The sequence below is a fragment of the Halomonas sp. AOP43-A1-21 genome (assembly GCF_052376775.1).
In the GTDB taxonomy this organism is placed as follows: Bacteria; Pseudomonadota; Gammaproteobacteria; order Pseudomonadales; family Halomonadaceae; genus Vreelandella; species Vreelandella colorata.
The window spans coordinates 21434-45455 of the sequence record NZ_JBQSWC010000011.1 but is presented as its reverse complement, the minus strand read 5'-3'; the positions used below and the strand labels follow the sequence as shown (position 1 = coordinate 45455).

At 53.5% G+C, this 24022-nt stretch carries 19 protein-coding genes and 1 pseudogene; 8 read left to right on the top strand and 12 right to left on the bottom strand.

Annotation, left to right across the window (positions count from 1 at the left end):
• Positions 1 to 148: 148 nt before the first annotated feature.
• A complete protein-coding gene (locus tag ACT3R7_RS08210) occupies positions 149 to 1108 on the top strand; it encodes a LysR substrate-binding domain-containing protein (protein WP_192538168.1) in 960 nt (319 codons plus the stop codon).
• A 42-nt stretch (positions 1109 to 1150) separates the two neighbouring features.
• On the opposite strand, the gene ACT3R7_RS08205 is transcribed toward ACT3R7_RS08210, so the two are convergent.
• The 8 genes from ACT3R7_RS08205 to ACT3R7_RS08170 form a co-directional block, all read right to left on the bottom strand.
• Entirely contained in the window at positions 1151 to 2908 is a 1758-nt protein-coding gene (locus tag ACT3R7_RS08205) for an IlvD/Edd family dehydratase (protein WP_496198972.1), read from the bottom strand.
• Between the two features lie 83 nt (positions 2909 to 2991).
• Complete coding sequence (locus tag ACT3R7_RS08200; protein ID WP_192538166.1) at positions 2992 to 4389, bottom strand: GntP family permease; 1398 nt, start codon at positions 4387 to 4389, stop codon at positions 2992 to 2994.
• Positions 4390 to 4836: 447 nt separating this feature from the next.
• On the bottom strand, positions 4837 to 6342 hold the full coding sequence (locus tag ACT3R7_RS08195; protein WP_193091552.1) for a tripartite tricarboxylate transporter permease: 1506 nt from the start codon (positions 6340 to 6342) through the stop codon (positions 4837 to 4839).
• Complete coding sequence (locus ACT3R7_RS08190; RefSeq protein ID WP_192538164.1) at positions 6330 to 6824, bottom strand: tripartite tricarboxylate transporter TctB family protein; 495 nt, start codon at positions 6822 to 6824, stop codon at positions 6330 to 6332. The genes ACT3R7_RS08195 and ACT3R7_RS08190 overlap by 13 nt, the downstream gene beginning before the upstream one ends.
• 9 nt (positions 6825 to 6833) lie before the next feature.
• Complete coding sequence (locus tag ACT3R7_RS08185; RefSeq protein WP_193091551.1) at positions 6834 to 7820, bottom strand: tripartite tricarboxylate transporter substrate binding protein; 987 nt, start codon at positions 7818 to 7820, stop codon at positions 6834 to 6836.
• A 67-nt stretch (positions 7821 to 7887) separates the two neighbouring features.
• Positions 7888 to 8685 (bottom strand): HpcH/HpaI aldolase family protein, encoded by a 798-nt coding sequence (locus ACT3R7_RS08180; RefSeq protein ID WP_193091550.1) that lies wholly within the window; start codon positions 8683 to 8685, stop codon positions 7888 to 7890.
• 263 nt (positions 8686 to 8948) lie between these two features.
• A complete protein-coding gene (locus tag ACT3R7_RS08175) occupies positions 8949 to 9941 on the bottom strand; it encodes a tripartite tricarboxylate transporter substrate binding protein (protein WP_193091549.1) in 993 nt (330 codons plus the stop codon).
• A 128-nt stretch (positions 9942 to 10069) separates the two neighbouring features.
• On the bottom strand, positions 10070 to 11215 hold the full coding sequence (locus ACT3R7_RS08170) for a 4-hydroxybutyrate dehydrogenase (protein WP_193091548.1): 1146 nt from the start codon (positions 11213 to 11215) through the stop codon (positions 10070 to 10072).
• 414 nt (positions 11216 to 11629) lie between these two features.
• On the opposite strand from ACT3R7_RS08170, the gene ACT3R7_RS08165 reads away from it, so the two are divergent.
• From ACT3R7_RS08165 to ACT3R7_RS08145, 5 genes are all read left to right on the top strand, one after another.
• The gene (locus ACT3R7_RS08165; RefSeq protein WP_496198971.1) at positions 11630 to 13159 is read left to right on the top strand and encodes a UxaA family hydrolase; all 1530 of its coding nucleotides are present in this window, start codon (positions 11630 to 11632) and stop codon (positions 13157 to 13159) included.
• A gap of 28 nt (positions 13160 to 13187) precedes the next feature.
• A complete protein-coding gene (locus tag ACT3R7_RS08160; RefSeq protein WP_496198970.1) occupies positions 13188 to 14156 on the top strand; it encodes a GntR family transcriptional regulator in 969 nt (322 codons plus the stop codon).
• A gap of 166 nt (positions 14157 to 14322) precedes the next feature.
• The gene (locus ACT3R7_RS08155) at positions 14323 to 15201 is read left to right on the top strand and encodes an NAD(P)-dependent oxidoreductase (RefSeq protein ID WP_417420755.1); all 879 of its coding nucleotides are present in this window, start codon (positions 14323 to 14325) and stop codon (positions 15199 to 15201) included.
• A 38-nt stretch (positions 15202 to 15239) separates the two neighbouring features.
• The gene (locus ACT3R7_RS08150; RefSeq protein ID WP_496198969.1) at positions 15240 to 16295 is read left to right on the top strand and encodes an Ldh family oxidoreductase; all 1056 of its coding nucleotides are present in this window, start codon (positions 15240 to 15242) and stop codon (positions 16293 to 16295) included.
• A gap of 83 nt (positions 16296 to 16378) precedes the next feature.
• Positions 16379 to 17287 (top strand): NAD(P)-dependent oxidoreductase, encoded by a 909-nt coding sequence (locus ACT3R7_RS08145; RefSeq protein WP_417420759.1) that lies wholly within the window; start codon positions 16379 to 16381, stop codon positions 17285 to 17287.
• 75 nt (positions 17288 to 17362) lie between these two features.
• On the opposite strand, the gene ACT3R7_RS08140 is transcribed toward ACT3R7_RS08145, so the two are convergent.
• The 4 genes and pseudogenes from ACT3R7_RS08140 to ACT3R7_RS08125 all read right to left on the bottom strand — a co-directional run bounded on the left by ACT3R7_RS08140 (position 17363) and on the right by ACT3R7_RS08125 (position 21921).
• A complete protein-coding gene (locus tag ACT3R7_RS08140) occupies positions 17363 to 18289 on the bottom strand; it encodes a Gfo/Idh/MocA family protein (protein ID WP_496198968.1) in 927 nt (308 codons plus the stop codon).
• A gap of 46 nt (positions 18290 to 18335) precedes the next feature.
• Positions 18336 to 19106 carry a FadR/GntR family transcriptional regulator gene (locus ACT3R7_RS08135; RefSeq protein WP_417420763.1) on the bottom strand — a complete coding sequence of 257 codons (771 nt, stop codon included), beginning with the start codon at positions 19104 to 19106 and terminating at the stop codon, positions 18336 to 18338.
• A 31-nt stretch (positions 19107 to 19137) separates the two neighbouring features.
• Positions 19138 to 20117 (bottom strand): annotated as a pseudogene (locus ACT3R7_RS08130) (DMT family transporter).
• A gap of 1 nt (position 20118) precedes the next feature.
• Positions 20119 to 21921 carry an IlvD/Edd family dehydratase gene (locus ACT3R7_RS08125; RefSeq protein WP_496198967.1) on the bottom strand — a complete coding sequence of 601 codons (1803 nt, stop codon included), beginning with the start codon at positions 21919 to 21921 and terminating at the stop codon, positions 20119 to 20121.
• A gap of 324 nt (positions 21922 to 22245) precedes the next feature.
• Here ACT3R7_RS08125 and ACT3R7_RS08120 point away from each other — a divergent pair, with 324 nt between their 5' ends.
• On the top strand, positions 22246 to 23322 hold the full coding sequence (locus tag ACT3R7_RS08120; protein WP_417420769.1) for a TRAP transporter substrate-binding protein: 1077 nt from the start codon (positions 22246 to 22248) through the stop codon (positions 23320 to 23322).
• A gap of 106 nt (positions 23323 to 23428) precedes the next feature.
• Positions 23429 to 24022 carry a TRAP transporter small permease gene (locus tag ACT3R7_RS08115; protein ID WP_193091540.1) on the top strand — a complete coding sequence of 198 codons (594 nt, stop codon included), beginning with the start codon at positions 23429 to 23431 and terminating at the stop codon, positions 24020 to 24022.

The window sequence follows — 24022 nt, the reverse complement described above, 5'->3', positions numbered from 1 at the left end:
TCCTATTATGTTTATTGTTGTTATTAACGCGACATGCTTATCGCTAATACACAACTTACACTAGACAGCCCTACCATAACCAACCAATATGCAAATGCGTCAATTTCGATACCTTTATTGCTATCAATAACATTAGAAGGCTTATTCCATGGGCGTCCTTGACGAGAACTGGTTTCTTCACGCACGACTAAAGTTGCGTCATTTTCAGCTATTTTTAGCCCTTGATGAGCAGCGCAACCTGCACCGTGCTGCCGCCCAGCTCAAGATGAGCCAGCCTGCCGCCTCAAAACTGCTCAGTGACCTGGAAACCAACCTGGGAGTTCGCCTTTTCGAGCGCCATCCACGTGGTTTAACGCCCAACTGGTACGGCGAAATCATGATTCGCCACGCACATAGCGTGCTGTCGGCGTTGCGGCATACCGGTGAGGAATTAAACGCCTTACGCGACGGCAATATGGGCACCGTGGCAGTGGGAACCGTCATGGCGCCCGCCGTTACATTACTCACCAGCGCTATCGAGCGGGTACATAGAGACCGGCCGGGGCTTAAAATTAGTGTGGATGTCGATGTCAGCAAGGCACTGGTGCCCCGCCTGCTTGAAGGTGAGCTGGATTTCGCCATTACGCGTATCCCCGCAGGCGTTGATGTAGAGCGCTTTGTGTTTGAAGAAATTGGCGAGGAAGAGCTGTGCTTTGTGTGTCGAGAAGGCCACCCGCTGGCAGGGAAAACCCCATTGAGCCTCGCCGATATGGCCGCCTACCCGTGGTCTTTACAGCCACCCGGCGCGCTGATGCGTCAACGGGTAGACAGTCTGTTTTTACATCATCAGGTAGCACCGCCAAGCCAAGTCGTCGACACCGCGGATGTATTTGTGTCTTTAGCGCTGGTCGATAAATCCAACACCATTACGGTGACCACCCGCGAAACGGCGGACCTGCTTTGCGCCCCTCAGCGCTTTCATCTCCTCCCATTCAATGAAACGCTCAGCGTGCAGCCTTATGGCCTGGTCAGCTTGCGCCACCAGCGGCTCTCGCCGGGGGCTGCAGTCCTGATGAGCACCCTGCGCGAAATAATCGCCCACAATGCTCAACAGAAAAATAGCCATTGATAAACCTAGCCAGCTATCAGTGCTTGGTCTTAGCGCTGAGACTTAATGCGAGTGCCGCGGCACTTCCGAGCCCCGACAGCCCACCAAAAAGTCAAAGTCACAGCCTTCATCGGCTTGCAGCACATGCTCGATATACAGCTGGCGATAGCCACCCTGGCTGGCGATGAGTGTCGAGGCTGCCGTGGCATCAAACTCGGCAAGACGTGCTTTAATCTCCTCCTCACTAACCTCTAGGTTGAGCCGGCCGCTCGTGCAGTCGAGTTCGATCATATCGCCGTTGCGTACCGCGGCCAGCGGGCCACCCGCTGCGGCTTCCGGGGCCACGTGTAGGACCACGGTGCCATAAGCGGTGCCACTCATTCGGGCGTCGGAGATACGCACCATATCGGTCACCCCCTGGGCAAGGATCTTGGGCGGCAGGCCCATATTGCCGACTTCCGCCATGCCGTGATAGCCGCGTGGCCCGCAGTGCTTCATGACCAGAATGTCGTTAGCTTCAACGTCCAGGTCCGGGTCGTTGATGCGTGCCTTGTAATCGTCGAAGTCTTCAAACACTACCGCACGCCCACGGTGTTGCATCAGCGCGGCCGTTGCCGCCGAGGGCTTGAGCACGGCGCCATTCGGTGCCAGGTTGCCGCGCAGTACACAAATGCCGCCATCTGCGGTGAGCGGGTTATCCAGCGGGCGGATGACCTCGTCGTTATACAGCGGGGCGTCTTTGACGTTTTCCCATAGGGTTTTGCCGTTAACGGTTAATGCATCCTTAAAGGGCAAGCGATCCGCCTCGCCCAGGCGTTTGAGCACGGCAGGCAGGCCACCGGCATAGTAGAACTCTTCCATCAAGAAGCGCCCTGAAGGCTGCAGGTCGACCACCGTGGGCGTACCGCGCCCTACTCGGCTCCAGTCATCTAGTTGAAGATCGACCCCGATCCGCCCGGCGATGGCCTTGAGGTGAATCACGGCGTTGGTCGAGCCGCCAATCGCGGCGTTGGTGCGGATGGCGTTATCAAAGGCTTCTTTAGTCAGAATTTTGGAAAGCCTTAAATCTTCATTGACCATCTCGACAATCCGATTACCCGACAGGTGGGCAAGCACGTAGCGGCGCGAATCCACGGCTGGAATGGCGGCATTGTGGGGCAGCGAAGTGCCTAATGACTCGGCCATACAGGCCATAGTGGAAGCAGTACCCATGGTGTTACAGGTGCCCGCGGAGCGCGACATGCCTGCCTCGGCAGCCATAAAGTCGTGCAGCGAAATTTCACCGGCTTTGACCTGCTCGGAAAGCTTCCAGACCACGGTGCCGGAGCCAATATCTTTGCCCTTGTGCTTGCCGTTGAGCATCGGCCCGCCGGTGACCACAATCGTGGGGATATCACAGCTCGCCGCGCCCATTAATAGTGCCGGAGTGGTTTTGTCACAGCCGACCAGTAGCACCACTGCATCAATCGGGTTACCGCGAATCGCCTCTTCCACATCCATGCTCGCCAGGTTGCGGGTAAACATGGCGGTGGGGCGCAGGTTCGATTCGCCGTTGGAGAACACCGGGAATTCGACCGGGTAGCCTCCCGCCTCTAATACCCCTTTTTTCACATGCTCGGCCAGCTTGCGAAAGTGGGCGTTGCAGGGGGTGAGCTCCGACCAGGTATTACAGATGCCGATGATCGGCTTGCCCTGAAACTCGTGGTCGGGGATGCCTTGGTTTTTCATCCAGCTGCGGTACATAAAACCGTTTTTATCGGCGGTGCCAAACCACTCGGCTGAACGTAGATAAGGTTTATTTTCTTTAGATACGTCGCTCATTATCTCTCCTTTACCACTCGTTGCCAGTCACTAAGTCTTTTTGTCGTTACCGTAAAAACATACGAACTGAATCAGATAATTAGTTAAACCAGAGTGAACACCAGCCAGGATAAGCCGAAGGCCATCAGCGATATGCCAATCGAAATCAGCGTCCAGGTTTTAAGCATGGTTTTAGTATCGACACCTAGAAAGCGCCCCACTAACCAGAATCCTGAGTCGTTAACATGGGAGTAGCCAATTGCGCCCGCAACGATTGCCACCGCAATACAGGCTGTCGCTAATCCTGAAAGAGAAGGGTCAGCCAACACGACGGGGGCCATGATGCCCGCAGCAGTAGTTCCCGCGACGGTCGCAGAGCCTTGCGCAATACGGATGACCGAAGCGATAACGTAACCGGCCAGAATAATCGGCAAACCATAATTTTGAAGGCTCGCCGCTAACGCATCACCGATACCGCTCGCGGTTAGTACGCCACCGAACATTCCCCCTGCACCGGTAATAAGAATAATGCTGCAAACGGGCGAAAGGGCTTTTTCAACGGTTTCATTAATAGAGCCAATGGCCTTGCGCGCTGGCGAGCGAATGACCAGCAGCCACATCGCTACACATGTACTGATCAACATGGCAATCGGTGTTTCACCGATCAATATCAAGCCTTGCAAGACCGGGTTTCCAGCATCAACGACGCCACCTTCAGACAGTGTTGTAAGACCGGTATTGAGGAAGATAAGTACGAGCGGCAATAACAACACTAAAAGTACGGTGCGAAATGCCGGGCGTTTATCGACGGGCATCTCTTCATTACTTTCGCCCATCAGGCTGGGGACAGGTTGAAACGGCATACGGTTAGCGAGCACAAGCGATAGACGGTAGCCCATCAAATACCAGGTAGGTAAACCGACAAGCAGCGCAATAAACAGCACTTTCCCAATATCAACCTGCAGGAAAACCGCCGCGGCTACCGGCCCTGGGTGTGGTGGCACCAGCGCATGCATGACCAAAAAGGCACCTGCCGCCGGTAAGCCGTAAAGCAATAGCGATGCTTTAAGCTCTCTTGCCACGGAATAAATGACCGGCAGCATGACGACGAATGCCGCATCAAGAAAAATGGGGAAGCCAAATAGCAAGCACGCAATTGATAAGCCCAAGGGAGCTCGGCTATGGCCGAATAAGCGAATCAAGGTATCGGATAAAACCTGGGCGCCTCCTGAAACGGCGACGATACGTCCCAGTACCGCGCCAAAACCAATCAATAGTGCAACGTTGCCTAAGGTGTTACCAAAACCACCTAAGAGCGTTGGAACTAAATCTTCCCCTGTAATGCCGGTTGCCAGTGCAGTACCAATACTCACGATCACCAGCGCGAAAAATGGATGAAGGCGTATCCGGATGATCAATACCAGCAAAATAATGATGGCGGAAGCTGCTATCAGCATCAGGGCAAGGGTAGAAGCCCCCAGTGCTTGAGTGGTTTCTAACATGGCGTTTTCCTAAGGTTTGTCGTTATTCATGCTGCGATATATCGCAGCTATCAAAGCAAACGCACTATAAGCAGCCATTCGATAACCAACAAATATATGAAACCTCTAAAATCAATATCATTTTAGTTATCTAGTGAGGCATAAGGCCTGATTTATGGGGCATAGCCGAAGAAGCCAGACATTCTTAGGTGAGACTAAAGTTGCTCCAGATCGAGGATAAATTAATGCCTTTACATCACGGAGTTATGTCTGCCTTGAGCATAGTCAAAGCGTAGTAGGCGATTAAGCAGACTATGGAAGCACGCCTAAGTCTCAGGGTTTGCTATGCACAAGGGCCGGGAAATATTGGACGTACGCCACCATGGCTCTTTGCAAGCACGATGGCGGCGTAAACAAGCGTTTATGAAGAGGTGTTCAGCAAGCTCACCCGGGCTTTATTAATGCAGATCATGCTGATGCCCTTTCTGATTTACGCTTTTGATAGAGATAAGCTTTAATCAACAGCGGTGAGCACCACAGCAAGATGACTGCAATGCCAAGCCCTGCACTGATGGGCCTTGCAAAGAAGCTGGTTAGGTCGCCACCGGTTCGCAGCATGGCGCTCATAAAGTTGTTTTCAACAACCGAGCCCAGGACCAAACCGAGTATGGCGGGGGCCATGGGGAAATCATTGACGGCGAGCAAATAGGCCACCAAGCCAACAATTAGCATTAACCAGATATCCACAACGCTATTGTTGATAGCGAAAGCACCCACAATGCAAAAGCACAATATAATGGGCATCAATACTCGGCTGGGTGTAAGGATGAAAAGTTTTGACAATCTAATGGCTATATAGCCAATAGGTAGCATCATCAAATTAGCCAAGATAAACACAATGAAAAGTGCGTAGATTAGGCCACTCCCATCCATAAAAATGGTGGGGCCAGGGTTCATCCCCTTCATATATAAAACGCCAATCACGATAGCAGTAATGGAGTCGCCTGGAATCCCGAAGACCAGAGCGGGCACCCATGCGCCACTGATTCCGGAATTATTGGCCGAGCTGGCATCAACAATGCCCTCGATATTACCGGTACCATATTTGGAACTGTCTTTTGACCTGCCTTTGCCCACACCATAAGAGATCCAGGCGGCGATATCCGCACCCGCACCGGGTAACGCGCCAATCATTGTGCCGATTGAGCTGCCACGCACCATATTGCGCCAATAACGTTTAATGTGCCTCGGCACATTGTGGAAAACACTATCCTTATCAACAACGCTGATGGTTTTTTTCTCGGATTTTGATCCGTAGTAACTCATCAGTTCATTGAGGGCAAACATACCGATCATAACGGGTATGAAGTTAACGCCAGCCATAAGATCGGGCACTCCAAATGTGAAGCGAGGAGCGCCACTCATCATATCCAGCCCTACCGTTGACAGCAGGACGCCAAACAGCAGTGAAAGAAATGCTTTTGTTCTAGAGCCTACCGAAATAAAAATTGAGCAGCTTAGCCCCAGCACCGCGAGCCAAAAGTATTCGAACGCACTGAACTTGAGCGCTACTTCCGCCAGTGACTGAGCAACAACAATCAAAATGATGGTGCCAAAAATACCGCCAAAAACGGAGCAGACCAGATTAATACCCAGCGCTTCCCTCGCCCTGCCTTTTTTGGCTAACGCATGCGATTCACCCACATAGGCAGCAGAGGCAGGTGTACCCGGTATATTGAGATACGTACCGGGAATATCCCCCGCAAATATTGCCATAGCCGATGTGGTTACAATGGCAGCAATAGCGGGAATAGTGTCCATATAGAAGGTTAAAGGGACTAATAGTGCGACAGCCATGGTTGCCGTAAGACCGGGTACTGCACCAACAAATATGCCAAATAATGAAGCTGCCAAGATAACCAAGATGGTATCAAAATTTAAAACCAGCCCCACTCCATTCATCAAGATATCCATGGCAGGCTACCCCCTAATAAAACCCCTTGCGGCAATGGAATAAGCAAATAGTGCGAGAAAATAAAATAAATAGCGGATGACATAACCACAGAGGTTATCAGGGCCACGTAAATCTTTGTTTTTCTCAACAACATGAGCAAAAACATAATGGCCGTTATGGTAAGCATTGCCCCCAGGTAATCGCTTGCCAGGATATAAAAGACAATCGCCACGGGGGGCAGCACCATCGCCCAGCTCATTTTTTCAGACGGCGAGGTAGCGAGTGTCGGATCGTCCTGTACTTCTTGAGCGGCCGCTTTTCTTCTCTGCCACAGCGCATTTAAGGTAAGTACCGCGCCGCCGATGCAAAATCCCCCTCCAACGAGGGAGGGGAACAGAGAAGGCCCATACTGAAGGCTGGGTAGAGTAGGAAATTGCTGGGCTGTGATAATTGTCACAATCCCTGCAATCATAAACCCTATGCCGGCGAAAACATCTCTCATTGTCATTCCTTAGTTAGCTAAGCCAACTTGTTCAACAATTTCACCGAGAATACCGTCCATCTCTTCCATCATTTGGCCAAACTCTTCCGCATTGCGCCACTCGGTTCCAAACCCTTGTTTATCCATGAATCCTTGATAGGTATCGCTGTTATAAGCGGCTTCCAGGGCTTCTTCTAGGGTTGCGACGACCTCAGGATCCATATTTTTGGGACCGACAATGCCTCGCCACGCACCCGTGTAATAGTCACTGTCAATTACCTCGCCAGCAGTGGGAATATCTGGAAAATTCGGTAAACGCTCTGGCGCCATGACCGCTAAACTTTTAACGCGACCCGCTTCAATCATTGAGCGTGCTTCGGGTACAGAGGTTGATACGACATCAATACCGCCAGATGCCAGCTCTACCATTGCGGGAGCGGACCCTTCACTAGGTATCCAAGTAACGTGGTCGGCGGACATATCCTGGTCCATCAAAAGACCTGCAAAGGCCAAGTGCCAGATACCGCCCTGCCCGGTACCCGAAGCATTAAAAGTACCTTTAGGCTCACTACGCATTGCATCAACCAGCGCTTCGAGGCTTTCATAAGGAGAATCAGTAGCTACCTGTATACCGGGGGAGTCATAATTAATTTGCGCAATTGGCGTAAAATCTTCGTAGGTTAAGTCGGTTAACCCCTGCCAATGCATGATATTCACTTCGACAGTTGCCAGGCCAAGCGTGTAGCCATCCGGCTTGGCATTAAGCATGGCCGTATGCCCAACAACGCCACTGCCCCCTGTTCGGTTAACCACGTTGACGTTCTGACCCAACTCCTCTTCCAAGGCGCGGGCAATAGTGCGCGCGGTTGCATCAGTACCGCCGCCTGCGGCCCAAGGCACAATCAGCGTAATGGGGCGTTCTGGATAGTCTGCCAGAGCTGAACCAGAAGCCACCATAACGGCTGCCGCTAGACTGGACGTAATAAGTGCTTTTAGAGAATGGTTTGTCATTATCATTTTAAATATCCTCTGGTAGTTGCTGGCTTACATTTTTTGGTTATAAAGACGGCTTAAGGCGTCTGAATCAGTACGTTCTGGTTGTCGGCTGAGAAGGCAGCTCTTTATAGCGGGCAAGCGTTGCCAGCGCCCCCTGACGAAGCAGGCTGATATCAATACCTACCGCAATAAACTGGCAGCCTAACGCCTGATAGCGACGCGCATCCTCCTCAAGCGGCGCCAAAATTCCTACCGGCTTGCCTGCTGCATGAACCGTTTTAATCACTTTCTGTATCGCACTTTGGACCTCGGGGTGGCCAGGATTGCCGGGGTACCCCATCCCCACCGAAAGATCTGCTGGACCAATAAAAACCGCATCGACGCCGTCGGTGGCGGCAATGGCTTCTGCCTGCTCAACGCCTTTAGGTGACTCAACCTGAACAATCAGGCAAAGCGACTCATGCGCCTTATTCAGGTAGTCGTCCACGCCATCCCATCGGGTTGCACGCACCAGCCCACCGCCCACACCGCGTACGCCATGCGGCGGGTAACGTGTCGCCCGTACCAGGGCAGCCGCCTGCTCAGCACTTTCCACCATCGGCACCATCAGTGTTTGCGTGCCGATATCCAGCAACTGCTTGATTAATGCGGGGTCGTGATTAACGCTACGCACAACGGGAGCAGATGAGTAAGGCGCCACGGCCTGCAGCTGGGCCAAAATAGTGGGCACCGTATTTGGGGCATGCTCGCCATCGATCAGCAGCCAGTCGAACCCGGTGTTAGCGATTATTTCAGCGGCATACCCCGTTGCAAAGCCAGCCCAGCAACCCCACATGGGTTCGCGCTTGATCAGCATGTTTTTAAACGGATTAGTGGGCAATTGCATGCATTGGCTCCTTTGCAAGGCGGATGAAAACCACTGACAAGATCATCGACATCATTAACTGGCCAAGTGTTATAAGCGCTGGCTGCTTAAACGCGAGATCTTCGCTTACGCCATCGCGCGAAGATGGCCTGTCTAAGACACACTCCCCCGGTGAGAGGGGAAGAAAGCAAGGGCCATCTAAACGTGGCAAATCAGAAAACAGTTACCTAATGGCGGTTTCTACAACAGATTCTCCTGTGAGAAACCGCCTCCATTGTCGTGCCTTAGTTAGCTAAGCCAACCTGTTCAACAATTTCACCGAAGACGCTATCCATCTCTTGCATCAGCTGCCCGAACTCTTCCGCATTACGCCATTCGGTACCAAAGCCTTGCTGATCCATAAAGCCTTGATAGGTATCGCTGTTGTAAGCAGCTTCTAAGGCTGACTCAAGCGTTGCCACTATCTCTGGGTCCATGCCTTTAGGACCGGCGATACCTCGCCACTCACCTACTTGATAGCTGCTGTCGATTAGCTCATTGGTGGTGGGAATATCAGGAAAGCTGGGAATGCGCTCAGGAGACATCACCGCAAAGCTTTTCACCCGGCCAGCTTCCATCATGGAACGGCCTTCGGGCACGGAGCTGGGTACGATATCAATTCCTCCGGATACCAGTTCTACCATCGCTGGCGCCGCGCCTTCGCTAGGAATCCAAGTAACCTGGTCAGCAGGAATATCCTGGTCCATCAAAAAGCCCGCAAAGGCTAAATGCCAAACACCGCCCTGACCGGTACCGGAAGCAGTAAACGTGCCTTTAGGCTCAGTACGTATAGCTTCGAGCAGCTCTTCAAGACTTTCATAAGGGGAATCTGCGGCGACCTGTATACCGGGGAAGTCATAGTTGATTTGCGCAATCGGGGTAAAATCTTCATAGGTAAGATTGGTTAGCCCCTGCCAATGCATCATGTTTACTTCACCGGTCGCCAGGCCAAGCGTATAGCCGTCTGGTTTGGCATTGATCATGGTGGTATGGCCAACAACGCCGCTGCCCCCGGTGCGGTTAACAACGTTGACGTTCTGGCCCAGCTCCTCTTCCAGTGCGCGGGCGATAGTACGCGCTGTCGCATCAGTGCCGCCGCCTGCTGCCCAAGGCACAATCAACGTAATAGGACGTTCTGGATAATCCGCAAGGGCTGCACCAGAGGCCACCAGAACCGCTGCCGCTACGCTGGAAGCGAGGAGTGTCTTGATCTTGAGAGAATGGTTTGTAATTGTCATATCCACTTTCCTTTCGTCGTTAACTGCCTGGATTTGATTATGGTTTTTTGAAACTGCCGGGTTCCATCCTTTATTGCGAACCTGCCAAAAACTTCCTTTATTTCTATTAAGCCGATAAACCTTATCTTTTAAAAAGCCTCATTAAGCATCTTGAAAAAGTCTTCTTTGGAAGGTGCACGTGGGTTGGTAGCCGTAGAGTGGTCTTCCAGTGCCCACTGTGCCACTTGGTTTAGATGTTCTTCTCTAACGCCCATTTCACTCAGGCTGGAAGGCATGCCCAGCTTAATATTGAGCTTTTCAAATGCTTCAGCTAAATCATCATCCTCGGCAAGTCCCATTGCGTCTTTTAGACGAGCAAATTTTTCCTCGCAATCGCGCTGGTTAAACCTTAGAACCGTCGGCATTAACACAGCATTGAGCGTGCCGTGGTGAAGTTTTAGCTCGTGCAGCCCGCCTAACGCATGGGATAGAGAGTGAACCGCCCCCAACCCTTTCTGAAACGCCATCGCGCCTTCCAGAGCCGCCATCATCATTTCATTTCTAGCGGTTAAGTTAGTGCCGTTTTCAACCGCCTCGACCAGATAGGCGCTTGCGCGCTTCAGGCCATCCAATGCAATCGCTTCAGCAGGAGGATTCACTTTAGGGCTTAAAAAGGTTTCAACGCAGTGAGCGATCGCATCCATACCCGTTGCGGCAGTCAGGAAAGGGGGTAAACCGAGCGTCAAACGTGGGTCGCAGATAGCCACAGCGGGAATCAGGTACGGAGAAAGAAACCCCAGCTTTCGGTCATCTTTCATGGTGATCAAAGAGGCTCGCCCCACCTCACTTCCTGTACCCGCCGTTGTCGGTACTGCAATCAGCGGCAGCACATCGGCATTGATCTTAGCGACCCCGCCCTCGATCGCCGCGTACTGGCGCAATGGCGCGGGATGGTTAAAAAGTAAAGCGACCGCTTTAGCCAAATCAATGCTGGAACCACCACCTACGGCCACAATGCCATCACACTCATTTTCTCGCAGGAACGTCAGCGCTTGCTCTACGGCGACTTCAGTAGGATTGGAAGGCGTGCCATCGAAAACACATGCCTGCTCATTAAAATCTACAGAAAGTTTTGCAGATTCAATCACTTGTGCAATAAGAGGAGTACTACTCAGCCCCTTATCAGTTACAAATAAAGGCCTTTTCACCTTAAGCAGCTGCAGCTCATTTGCTAGCTCTGCAATCGCATTCTCACCGAACTGAATTTTCGTTAAGTAGTTGATGATGTAGGGCATTTTCATTTCTCATTATTGTTTTGCTTGAAACCAAATATGCATTTTATTTAAAGGTGTCATACAGCATACCTGCATGACAATAGTTCAATGATATTTTTTTGGCCACCTATGTCTTTTTAAAAAAACATGAACGGATAATTCACATAAAAACATCATTAAATCATTAAGTTGCTCTTTATCCTTAGTAAGCAACAACTAATTCGCTGGCGACCGACCTCCCCTGTTCAAAAAGAGTAAATATTCAGTATCTGAAAGCAATCTAGATCAAATGAACATTGCGTTCAATGACCATTATATAGGACGATAGTATAATCGACGTACACCGCTTAGTTGCTAAAGTGCATCAACAATGACCGCTTACTAGCTTGCGCATAGCTTTTACCTAAAAAGCCAATAATAAGTTTGAGGTAAACGATGGATCTCATTAATGCCCCGTCAGTTATTATTCAGCTCAATCCTCGGGATAACGTGGGCGTCGCCTCAAAAGCGGTACCCATAGGATTTCCAATAGATAAAAATGGCACGCTCGCAAAAGAAAATATCGATGCAGGTCATAAAGTTGCGTTAACTAACATCAATAAAGACGACGCCGTTTATAAGTACGGCCAACTGATTGGCATAGCGGCGCAGGATGTACAACCCGGTGAGCATGTACACACCCATAATCTCACCATGATAGAGCTCGACTCTTCATTAAAAGATTTTCAGCCCCACCCGCAAACAGACACCACAAGTAGTTCACGCACCTTCCAGGGTTTTCAACGTGATGACGGTAACGTAGGCACGCGTAACTACATTGGCATTTTGTCGACCGTTAACTGCTCCGCAACGGTAGCGAAAGCAGCGGCAGATACACTCAACCAGTCTGATGAACTAAGTCAGATGGGGTTCGATGGCGTTGTTGCGATTACCCATGGTTCGGGCTGTGCCATGAATACAGACTCAGAAGGCTTTGCCTTTCTTGAGCGCGTCATCGCCGGTTATGCCCAGCATCCCAATTTTGCCTTTGTGCTCATTATCGGCTTGGGCTGTGAGACCAACCAGGTCAAAACGCTCGTCGCAAAAAAAGAGCTAGAAGACGCCTCACGGCTTGCTTACTTCAATATTCAGGATGCGGGAGGAACCCGTACCAGCATTAAAACCGCCTGCGATCACATCATGCAAATGGCTGCTCAGCATGGGCAGATGCGGCGTGAACCTGCACCCCTAAAGCACCTGGTGGTTGCACTGCAGTGTGGCGGCTCAGACGGTTATTCAGGGATTACGGCGAACCCCGCGCTTGGCCATGCGGCCGACCTTATCGTGCAACATGGGGGCAGCGTGATCCTTGCAGAAACCCCCGAGATTTACGGTGCTGAGAACCTGCTGATAGATCGCTCTATCAATGAAAATGTCGCGCAAAAGCTGCTTGATCGTATTACCTGGTGGAAGCATTACACCGAAATAAATGGCGCTGAATTAAACAACAATCCGTCACCGGGCAATAAAGCAGGCGGGCTTTCAACGATTCTTGAAAAGTCCCTGGGAGCCGTTGCAAAAGGTGGCAGTTCAAGCCTTAACGATGTGCTGCACTATGCCGAAAAGATAACCACTCGTGGGTTTAACTTTATGGATAGCCCGGGCTACGACCCCGTTTCTGTAACCGGGCAAATTGCCTCTGGGTCAACGGTTGTCTGCTTTACTACCGGACGCGGATCGGTTTCAGGTTTTAAACCCGCGCCCTGCCTGAAGCTCGCAACCAATACTTCCATGTATGAGAAAATGCATGAAGATATGGATATAAACTGTGGCGTTATCGTCGATGGCACTGCCAGTGTAGAAGAGGTCGGGGAACAAATTTTTGAGCGTATCATCGCCATCGCCTCAGGCGACATGAGTGCTAGCGAGTCACTGGGTTATGGTAGTAATGAGTTCGTCCCCTGGCTGGTAGGTGCCATCACCTAATCGTTTATTTAAGGGCAACTAACTACCTATGACACAAACGCTGCGCGACCAGCTCTATACGGCTCTTAAGCAGGGTATTGTTGGAAAGCGTCTGGAACCCGGCCTTGTGCTGCTTGAGGGAAATATAGCCGAGCTTTTTGGTATCAGCCGCTCCCCTGTTCGCCAAACGCTGAGCCGGTTACATGAAGAGCAGTATATCTGCCGCTTTGAGGGGCGCGGCTATCTGGTGGGCGCATCGCCACACGAGATAGTACGGCGCTCTCTCAGTGAGGGTGATTTCAAACAGCGCGGCTACGCCCCTAAAGTCGACCGCACCGTCTCCTGGCGGGCCCACATCGACAGCGTCGAGCATGCCATTGTTCTATGCTCGATAAAGGGCACCTTTGAACTCAATGAACTTAAGCTTTCCAAATCACTGAATGTCAGCCGCACGGTCACCCACCAGATACTGCTCCATTTGCAATCTATCGGCCTGGTCGAAAAGTTTAAATACAATAGCTGGAATGTGGTTCCTTTAGATGACAAGCGGTTACACAATCTTTACGAAGCACGTCGTCAATTAGAGCCTTATATGATTGTACGTGCGACCGATAATATTTCAGAAAGCACACTCAACGGCTATATTGCCAAACTCAAGCATGCCGCCGACAGTTACCCAGATATTAAAGGCGAGTTACTGGATGAGTTGGAAAATGACCTTCATCATACCGCCGTTAGCTTGGGTGATAACCAGGAAGTAATGAATATGTTACGGCGCACGCATCCTATCTTATTAATCAGTAAGCATCTGCTTGGGCGGGTACTTAAACTTCCCGATCAAGATCCTTTTTTTGATGAGCATTTATGGGTATTTGAGAAAATGCGCCTGAAGCAACCCGCCCAGGCTGGAAAGCTATTAATGGCTCATTTGGAGCGCTCAGAATCTACCGTGCTTGATCGGCTTATTAACTTTCGAGATTCAGGAGACATTGAGGTGCCGTCTTATTTACGTGGATAGCTCAAGCTTAATAAAAACAACGTTAATTACATCCATATTAAAGTGTTATTGATATCTCTTTACATTATGAAAAACGGGCACTAACCAAATTAATGAAAACATCTGATAAAGCGGCTGAATAGCGGCCACAAAAACTCATTAGCCCCAACCGTTAGAGGAACCAACAATGACAACTTCACGGTCTATCGGCTTTATTGGCACCGGCATTATGGGTGCTCCTATGGCACAGCGCTTGGCCAAAGCAGGCCACCAGGTGCGCGCCTGGAACCGGACAAAAAGCAAAGCCGACAGTCTGGAAACGGTAGGTGTCGAGACAGTAGAAAGGCCTGAACAGGCAGTCACCGAAAGCGATGTTGTGATCGTTATGCTCAGCTCGGGACCGGTGTGCGATGAATTACTATTAGGTTCAGATGGCCTGCTCAACGCCATGCAGCCCGGCGCCACTCTGATCGTCATGAGTTCCATCCCGGTCGAGACGGCACGCCGCCAAGCTGAGGAGGCCGCAACCTATCAGATTCACTACTTGGACGCGCCGGTATCCGGCGGTGAGCAGGGAGCGATTGACGGCACTCTAGCCATCATGGCGGGTGGAGATGCTGCAAGCTTTAAAGCCGTTGAGCCCATCCTCCTATCGCTCGGCAGGCCGGTCCACGTTGGCCCAGCAGGCAGCGGTGAGCTGGTCAAGCTCGCCAATCAGATGATTGTGGCCAACACCATTGCTACCGTGGCCGAAGCCATATTACTGGCAGAACAAGGGGGAGCTGACCCTGCGCAGATGCTGAATGCGCTAGAAGGAGGCTTTGCCGACTCGACCATTCTGCGTATCCACGGCCAGCGCATGATCAAGGAGGATTTTACCCCCGGCGGGCCGGCGAAATGGCAATTGAAAGATACCCAGACCGCCATGGCCTTAGCCCAAGAATTGCAGCTTAAGCTGCCAGTCTCCTCGATGGTCAACGGGCTTTATGAAGCGCTTATCGCCCAGGGAGAGGGTGATCTTGACCATAGCGCCCTGATACGCCAGCTCAGACGTCATAATCAATAAACCATCTGTCCACCCATAACGCTGGGAAAATAAACACAATGAGCCAACATTACGATGTTCAGGAAATAACGCGATTCAGCACTGCCTTACTCGTAGCTGCAGGGCTTGATGATGATAAAGCCAATGCCGTCGCTGAAGTGCTTGTTGAAGGCGACCTGATGGGGCACACCACTCACGGGCTGCAACTTCTTGCGCCTTACCTTGAGGAAATACAGTCAGGCCGAATGCCGGTCACCGGCGAGTACGAGGTAATTTCTGAACGTGCCGCCGTACAGACCTGGGATGGCCGCTACTTGCCCGGGCCGTGGCTGATCCTCAAAGCCATGGAAGCTGCGGAATCCATGGCGCGCGACTGCGGTACCGGTACGGTGGTGATTCGGCGCTCCAATCATATCGCCTGCCTGGCCGCCTACCTAAAGCGTGCCACCGATCAAGATCTTGTGGTGGTGATCGAATCATCCGACCCGGCGACTAAATCCGTTGCCCCGTATGGCGGGCTAGAGGCGACCCATACGCCCAACCCAATCGCCGTGGGCTACCCGACTGATTCAGGCCCTGTGCTTTTGGATGTCAGTACGTCCATTACCACCAATGGCATGGTCGGGCGGCTTAACAAGCAAAATAGCCGCTTGCCTTATCCATGGCTTAAAGACAACCAGGGCCAGGCGACCGATCGCCCCGAGGTACTCTTCGACGAGCCCAAAGGCAGCATTATGCCCATCGGCGGGCTGGACCATGGCCACAAAGGCTACGCACTAGGGCTCATGGTGGAAGCTTTGACCTCTGGCCTGGCAGGGTTCGGGCGCGTGCAGGCGCCTTCGCAGTGGGGTGCCTCGGTCATGGTGCAGGTGCTGGACCCGGAAGCTTTTGGTGGGCTTGAAGCGTTCAAGCGTGAAACCGGCGCGCTGGCCGATGCGTGCCGTAACAACCCAGTCGCCGAAGGTGATCCTCAGGTACGCATTCCTGGAGAGCGCGGGCTCGATTTACACAAGCGCTACTCACAACAAGGCGTTCCGCTTCCAGAGGGCGTTCCCGAAGCGCTTCATGATTGGTCAGAGCGTTTAGGCGTTGCTTTCCCTCAGGCACGCCAATAGCCGCTTTTTGCTTAGCTTTAGCGTCAGGGTCAGACAAGTGAGCGTTATCTAGGATGTCATCAAATAACTGATTGGAGGTCACCATGAAACAGGAACGTATCGGATTCATCGGGCTCGGCTTAATGGGTAAGGAAATGGCCCGCAACATAGTGCGTAACGGCTACCCGCTAAGCGTTATGGCGCATCGCAACCGTTCGCCTTTAGAGGTGCTATCTGCCGAAGGGGCTGTTGAAGTCGCAAGTGCTACCGAGATGGCCAAAAACAGCGATATTGTTTTTATCTGCGTCAAAACATCCGAACAGGTTAGCGAGATAGTAAACGGGGCCGATGGTTTGATGGCCGGGGCCCATGAAGGGCTGATTATCGTCGACTGCTCTACGGCTCATCCTGAATCGACCGAGCGCCTTGCTGAAACTGTCGCAGAGCAGGGAGTCACCCTGGTTGATGCACCGTTAGCCCGTACGCCGCGCGAAGCCCGTGAGGGGCGGCTCAACGTTATGCTGGGGGGCGATGCCTCAACGGTTACGCGCATTACGCCGGTCATCGAAAGCTTCGCCGAGAACATCTTTCATGTGGGTGCGGTCGGGTCAGCGCATAAGCTGAAACTGATTAATAACTTCCTGTCGCTGGGTGCTGCAGCGCTGGTTAGCGAAGCTGCTACCATGGCTGCCGCAATGGATGTCCCGCAGGAGAAGCTGCTGGAAATCTGTTCTCAGGGCGGTGCCAATAGCGCCATGCTGGCTCCGGTTATGGAGTGGGTGCTGCAGAAAGAGTGCACGAAACTGCAGTTCAGCCTTGGAAATGCAGAGAAAGACATGCGCTACCTGGCTGAAACGCTAAGCGATTACCGACTAACGTCCGACATGCTTCCCCCGCTGTGCGAGTTCCTTAAACAGGCTCGAAATGACGTGGGGGAAGAGAGCTTTGTTCCCCAAGCTTACGACAGTTGCATGCAGCGCAATAAAATGGCTTCAGACGGCAACAAGCACTGAGATAGACCCTCGGCTACCTCGCCATCGCGGCTTAACTTTCCACCGCAACTCTTTCCACCGCGACTTGGTAGCCGTTCATTCTACAAACGCGTCGGTTGCCTCGCGGTGGCCATATAAAAACGCGTCAGCCACCTGGCGTAGTGGCGCGACATCCACGTCACTACGCCCACTAGCAACAAGCTCAACAAAGTGGTTATAAAGGCCGGCATACTCGCGTTCCTCCTCATCCACTATCAACTCGTCGTTAATCATCAGGCGCCGCCCACCCTGGGTCAGGCTCACACGGCCTTTATCCGTATCGACATGGATATCCCAGGTTTGCGGACCGGTTTGGCGAAAATCAAAGACCGCCTCAATCTTGGCACCGCCTGGGTCGGTAAAAGACAGCTCAGCGGCAATCGGGGTCTGGCAGTTAGTCGGCACCCATAACTGAGCCTGGCGCAGAAAAAACGCCTGGGGAAGAATGCTGGTGACGATTGAAAGCGCGTTGATACCTGGATCAAACACCCCCATCCCGCCCGGTTGCCATATCCACGCCTGACCTGGATGCCATACCCGCACGTCTTCTTTCCACTCGATCTCAACGCGCTGTACTTGGCACGCTGCAAGCCACTGTTTGGCTTGTGCAACGCCGGGGGCAAAGCGTGAGTGCCAGGCGGCAAACAGGCTAACGCCCTGCTCGGCAGCCAGCGAGATCAAGCTTTCCACTTCACTGAGTGTGGCCCCGGGTGGCTTTTCTAGCAGCACGTGCTTGCCACGCAGCAACGCCAGGCGTGCCTGAGAGTAGCGCAGGTGCGTCGGCGTACAGATTGCCACAGCGGTTATTTCAGGGTGGGCATCGAGCATCGCGCTTAGGTCTTGATAGGCAGGTACATCCAGCAATGTTGCGTGTGGATCTGCCGTGGCGACAAGTTGGCAATGCGAAATGGTGGCTATCGCCGGAAGGTGCTGGTCACGAACGATTTTGCCCACGCCGACGAAACCAAGGTTGAAGTCAGACATATGCTGGCCTTTATTTTAATATTGAAAGCGGTACAGGCTATAGCGTTCAGGTACCCGTATGGGGTAACTCAACGCTACGCCCTAATGAGCTGACGCTATGCTCAAGCCCTAGCGCTTCTGCCGTGCCCGCCAATACTGCCTGAGCCGCCAGAAACGCCTCGCGAGGGCGACGCAGCCGGATGCTTTCCATCAGCTGGCGATGACGCTCCAGGCTCTCTTCCGGGTCAGAGGCGCTTTCGTTCGACATCGAGACCAGCAGGTAGATAGAGGGCCGCAGGATATGCGACAGCTGCGCCCAGACGATATTGTGGGTCGCCTTGAAGATTGCCTCGTGAAAGGCAATATCACACTCGCTGTGTAAGCGCCGCTCTTCTTGGCAGGTCGCGTTGCGCAGGTTCTGGCCCAGCCCTTCAAAAGCCTCTTCAATGGCCACTAAGTCACGCGCTTTGGCACGCTTGGCGGCGGTCATCGCCACATAGGGTTCAACATCCAGGCGAAATGCGAGGATTTCGCGCTGAATATCGGGGTTGGGGGCCGCATAACGGGTCAGCCAGTCGGTCACCTGGACATCGAGAATATGCCACTCTGAGTACTCACGCACCTTGGAGCCGTGGCCTGAGATACGCTCAATAATGCCCGCCTCCACCAGTTGGCGCAGGTCGCTACGCACCGCCGAGCGGTTGATGGCAAAGCGTTCGCATAGATCCAATTCACGCGGCACAAAGTCGCCGGGGCGATAGCGCCCGCCGAAGATCTCCTCGGCGAGGTGTTCAGCGATACTGGGGCGAGCCGACGGCTTACTGAGAGATGATGTCACTGCGATAAGACCCTATTTCAATTCCAGCCAATCATAACGTACTTGACCGGTCTACGGTGACGGGTGGCGTCGTTTCAGCGATGGCATAGCTTCATCGACGGCAATAGCTTCAAGCCCGGCGCGCTGCCTAAGCTCCAGCCGCCGTTCATAAAGGCCTTTAGCGCTTAGCGTGCCAAGCACCAAAGCGCCGCCCACCATGGCGACCGGTGCGGGCTGTTCAGCCAGAATCCACCAGGCCAGCAGCGTGCCCACTACGACTTCCAGCAACAGCAGCAAGCCGACTTCAGCGGAAGGCAGATACAACGGCCCGCGCTGCAACAGCGTGACGCCGCAAGGCACAATGATCAGGCAAAGCAACACCACCACCGCAAGTTGATTTGTAGCGGGCAAGGACGGCTCGCTCCCCGCCAGCCAGAAAATCCCTGCTACGCTTCCCACAATAAGTCCGTTGAATACCAGCATCGGGCTCATATCCACCCCCGGCCGCGTACGGCAGAGGGTAAAGTTAATCGCCAGCGTCGTCGCCGTTACCAAGGCGAAAGCGTTGCCTACCCATGAGCCTGCGCCCGAGTCATCTAACGCAATCATGGCGACACCCGCCATGCATAAACAGATCGCGAGCCACGTGCGTCGAGGCAAGCGCTCCTTGAGAATGACCCAGGAGAGAATTGCTGCGATCAGCGGCGCGCTGGCCAGTATCATCAACACGTTGCCTGCCTTGGTGTACTGATTGCCAAGCACAAAACCGCAGGTGGTCAGGCTGAACAGTAGCGCCACGGCGATGCCGGTCCAACCACAACGGCGATAAGCCGCCAACGTGCCGCGGCCATAGCGCGCCAGGGCGATGAGCAAAAACCCCAGTGCGGAGAGAAAGCCGCGCCACATGAGAATCTCGGCATCCGGCAGGTCGGCTACTTTGATCAACAAAGCATCCGGCGCCATGATCATCGCGCCGCCACCGGTCAACAGTAGCCCCTGCTGGCGATGCGACAAGGCGCTAAAGCGACTCATGCTAGTGATTATCCCTAGGCGGATGCTGGCGGGCCACATCGCGGTACTTGGTCGCAGATTCTAACGTCATGCCGCGATCCAGCGGCTCGACCATGCTGCGCTGAATCTCTTGCCAAGGGGTCTGATGGCCTGGATAACGGTAGCCGCCCTGCTCGGCCAAACGCTTGCGGCGGGCTTCCAGCTCACTGGCGCCAATCAGCAGTTGCACCTCGCCACGCTTAAGATCAACCCGCAGCCGATCGCCGCTCTCAAGCAGCGCCAGCCCGCCCCCGGTGGCCGCTTCCGGAGACGCGTTGAGAATCGACGGCGAGCCGGAAGTGCCCGACTGACGACCATCGCCCAGGCAAGGCAGCGACTCAATCCCCTGTTTGATCAATGCCTCTGGTGGCTGCATATTGACCACTTCGGCGCCGCCGGGATGCCCTACCGGGCCAGCGCCCCGCATCACTAGAATGGTGCGGGCGTCGATATTCAGCGCCGGATCATCAATACGCGCGTGATAATCTTCTGAACCATCAAATACCACTACCTTGCCTTCAAAGGCTTCAGGGTCGCTTGGATCATTCAGAAAGCGCTCGCGGAAATCCCTTGAGATAACGCTGGTTTTCATCAACGCGGATTCGAACAGATTACCCTTGAGATTGAGAAATCCTGCATGAGCCACCAGCGGCTCGGCGTAGCGGCAAATCACGTCAGGGTCCTGGGTTTCCCGGCCCTGCAGATTATCGCCCAAAGAGCGACCATTCACCGTCAACGCAGCGCCGTGCAGCTTGCCGGCCCCCTGTAGTTCATGGAGGATCGCGGGCACGCCGCCCGCACGGTGAAACTCTTCACACAGAAACGCACCGGCGGGCATCACGTTGGCCAGCAGCGGAATCTCGTGGCCCAGGCGCTGCCAGTCATCGTTATTCAGCTCAATACCTGCATGGCGGGCGATAGCGTTAATGTGAACCGGCGCGTTGGACGAGCCGCCCAGCGCCGAGCAGGCCACGATGGCGTTCTCAAATGCTTCGCGAGTCAAAATATCCAGCGGGCGCAAGTCCTCCCAGACCATATCGACAATGCGCACGCCAGTGTCATAGGACACCATCGCGCGCTCTTTATAGGGCGCGGGGATGACCGCCGAGCCCGGCAGGCTCATGCCCAATACCTCAGCCATGGAGTTCATGGTGGACGCCGTGCCCATGGTATTGCAGTGGCCAATCGAAGGCGCTGAGTCGCTGGCGCGGGAAAGAAACTCTGCGTAGTCAATATCCCCTGCTGCCAGGCGCTTGCGCAGCTCCCAGATAATCGTGCCCGAACCCACCCGCTCGGCGCCCCGCCAGCCGTTTAGCATCGGCCCACCGGACAGCACAATCGCGGGGATATTGACCGTTGCCGCGGCCATCAGTGCGGCGGGAGTGGTTTTGTCACAGCCGGTGGTTAGCACCACGCCGTCCAACGGATAGCCATGAAGCACTTCCACCAGCCCCAAGTAGGCTAGGTTGCGATCCAATGCCGCGGTAGGCCGACGCACATTTTCATGAATAGGATGCATGGGAAATTCAAACGGCACGCCACCCGCCGCGCGAATGCCGTCTTTGACCCGCTTAACCAAGTCAATATGGTGACGGTTGCACGGGGTTAAATCAGACCCCGACTGGCAGATACCAATAATCGGTTTACCGCTCGTCAACTCATCCAAGGTAATGCCGTAATTAAGATAGCGCTCAACACACAGCGCTGTGGTGCCGGGGTGTTCAGGATTATCGAACCAGTAACGTGAACGTAACTGCTCTGGGGTTATTCGATGAGGGTTGGCCATGGCTACGCTCCACGCCTAAAGTAAAGGTAAAACGTCAGTAAGCATGCCTAAACCTCATAATCGGCCCTACTAACATTCTCAATGAAATAATCTCCTTTAAACACAAGGAGAGGGTTGCCATGACGGTACGCGTTCTCCGTCGAATCGTCGATACATACAAAAGTATATGTTGAACATATACTCAAAACGTTAGACATTCAGTACAGGGCTGCGGCGCTTATCTCACAAGGGGGTGCCGCACAAGCATAACAACAACCACGTTGCAGCTCGCTTGCAAGACGTCCTTCGCGAAGCGGACTGCAGTACGCCAGGAGAGTGATAACGATGCATTATCTTTGGAAGCGCACCCTGTTAATGACCGGTGCTACCCTGCTCAGCTCAGGCATGGCTTACGCGCAAACGCCGGATCTTTCTGACCCGCCCGAGATCGAAGGCGGCGTTGTAGGCGACCACGGCAGCGTGACCTTACGTATGGGGCTTGGCCTAGCAGAAACCTCGCCTCAATACATTTCCAGCCAATATTTTGCGGATATTCTTGACCAGCGCAGCGAAGGAAGAATCAGCGTCAATATCTTTCCCAACAGTCAGTTGGGTGACGACGTGCAGATGATGGAAATGCTCCAGACCGGCACGCTGGACATGACCTACCCATCGTCTTCCCCCGCGACCGGCTACGTTGAAGAGCTGTCAGTTTTCGACCTGCCGTTCCTGCTCCCTACTCGTGAAGCCGCCATTGAGGCTATGCGTAGCGACGCCGCTCAAGAGATGCTCGACGCATTTGACGGCACCGGCATCAAGGCACTGGCCTTTGCTGAAAACGGCTTCCGTCAGCTTTCCAATAGCGCGCGCGAAGTTTCATCGCCGGAAGATGTAGCCGGTATGGACGTTCGCGGTCTTTCCGTACGCACCATGGAAAACCCCGTTCACCTGGCTATCTGGCAGGCGCTAGGTGCCAACCCGACGCCTATGGCATTCGGTGAGCTGTTTTCAGCCATGGAGCAAGGCGTTGTCGATGGTCAGGAAAATCCCTGGAGCACCATCCTGACGTCCAACTTCTATGAAGTGCAGGATTACGGCTCGGAAACACGCCACGTTTATACCCCCTTTATCAAGATGATCTCCCAGCGTACCTGGGATCGCCTCGACCCTGAGTATCAAGAGCTGGTTCAGGAGGCCGCCCTGCAGGCCGCCGATTATGAAATCCAGCTTTCGGCCGAATACGACGATTGGGCACGCGACCAGCTTGAAGAGCGAGGCATGCAAATCACTCGCCTTAATGACGAACAGATAGGCGCTTTCCAGGAAGCCGTACAGCCGGTTTATGACGAGTGGGCACCACGCATTGGTGAAGACCTAGTGGCAGAGTTCCAGCGGCTCGCCGGTTCGACAGCAGCCCAATAGGTATCCGCTGATACTTCGGATTGCTCTCGTGCGCATTTTCCACGATTAGACCATGCAAGAGGCAAGCGTCTCTTGCATGGTCGTTACCTGTCTTTTCGGAGAGCTCATGGACAAACCTGATACTCCTATTCCGGATACCGCGGCCTTTTTTGACGACCCCCAGCGCGAACCGCTGGAGATCGATACTGAACAGCGCCGCGGTCCTGCACTGTTTCGTTGGTTGACACTGGCAATGGAGCACGCGATTGCGGCTCTGCTGGTAGCGCTCATTGTCTCGGTGTCTGCCAACGTGTTGGGCCGCGCCGTATTGAATCACTCGCTGCCCTGGGCCGATGAACTGGCACGCATGCTGTTTATCTGGCTGATTTTCCTGGGTGCCGCAGCGGCATTCGCCCGCTATGAGCATATTGCGGTGGATATCTTAGTGCGCAGGTTAAAACCGCGCGCCGCCCATGCGCTGTATCTTTTTCAGCATCTGGTGATCACCGCGTTGATGGGGGTCATTGTCTGGGGCGGATTCCTGGTGATGTCGCGTGCTTCCGGGCGCACCGCGATTCTTGGCGTGCCATGGAATATCGTCAATGTTTCGCTGGTACTTTGCGCCGCTTTTATTGCCGCCGTGGCTATCTGGCGCGCCTGGCAAAGTATTTTGCAGATACGCTCACCGAACGTCATGCCCACTGCTGATGGAGACCGCTAG

Bases quoted from the DNA above. Each gene is read 5' to 3' on its own strand.
- ACT3R7_RS08185 (WP_193091551.1), bottom strand. From the start codon at position 7,820: ATGATAATGACAAACCATTCTCTAAAAGCACTTATTACGTCCAGTCTA.
- ACT3R7_RS08175 (WP_193091549.1), bottom strand. From the start codon at position 9,941: ATGACAATTACAAACCATTCTCTCAAGATCAAGACACTCCTCGCTTCC.
- ACT3R7_RS08115 (WP_193091540.1), top strand. From the start codon at position 23,429: ATGGACAAACCTGATACTCCTATTCCGGATACCGCGGCCTTTTTTGAC.
- ACT3R7_RS08170 (WP_193091548.1), bottom strand. From the start codon at position 11,215: ATGCCCTACATCATCAACTACTTAACGAAAATTCAGTTCGGTGAGAAT.
- ACT3R7_RS08165 (WP_496198971.1), top strand. From the start codon at position 11,630: ATGGATCTCATTAATGCCCCGTCAGTTATTATTCAGCTCAATCCTCGG.
- ACT3R7_RS08190 (WP_192538164.1), bottom strand. From the start codon at position 6,824: ATGAGAGATGTTTTCGCCGGCATAGGGTTTATGATTGCAGGGATTGTG.
- ACT3R7_RS08140 (WP_496198968.1), bottom strand. From the start codon at position 18,289: ATGTCTGACTTCAACCTTGGTTTCGTCGGCGTGGGCAAAATCGTTCGT.
- ACT3R7_RS08155 (WP_417420755.1), top strand. From the start codon at position 14,323: ATGACAACTTCACGGTCTATCGGCTTTATTGGCACCGGCATTATGGGT.
- ACT3R7_RS08150 (WP_496198969.1), top strand. From the start codon at position 15,240: ATGAGCCAACATTACGATGTTCAGGAAATAACGCGATTCAGCACTGCC.
- ACT3R7_RS08205 (WP_496198972.1), bottom strand. From the start codon at position 2,908: ATGAGCGACGTATCTAAAGAAAATAAACCTTATCTACGTTCAGCCGAG.
- ACT3R7_RS08125 (WP_496198967.1), bottom strand. From the start codon at position 21,921: ATGGCCAACCCTCATCGAATAACCCCAGAGCAGTTACGTTCACGTTAC.
- ACT3R7_RS08120 (WP_417420769.1), top strand. From the start codon at position 22,246: ATGCATTATCTTTGGAAGCGCACCCTGTTAATGACCGGTGCTACCCTG.
- ACT3R7_RS08180 (WP_193091550.1), bottom strand. From the start codon at position 8,685: ATGCAATTGCCCACTAATCCGTTTAAAAACATGCTGATCAAGCGCGAA.
- ACT3R7_RS08160 (WP_496198970.1), top strand. From the start codon at position 13,188: ATGACACAAACGCTGCGCGACCAGCTCTATACGGCTCTTAAGCAGGGT.
- ACT3R7_RS08195 (WP_193091552.1), bottom strand. From the start codon at position 6,342: ATGGATATCTTGATGAATGGAGTGGGGCTGGTTTTAAATTTTGATACC.
- ACT3R7_RS08200 (WP_192538166.1), bottom strand. From the start codon at position 4,389: ATGTTAGAAACCACTCAAGCACTGGGGGCTTCTACCCTTGCCCTGATG.
- ACT3R7_RS08145 (WP_417420759.1), top strand. From the start codon at position 16,379: ATGAAACAGGAACGTATCGGATTCATCGGGCTCGGCTTAATGGGTAAG.
- ACT3R7_RS08210 (WP_192538168.1), top strand. From the start codon at position 149: ATGGGCGTCCTTGACGAGAACTGGTTTCTTCACGCACGACTAAAGTTG.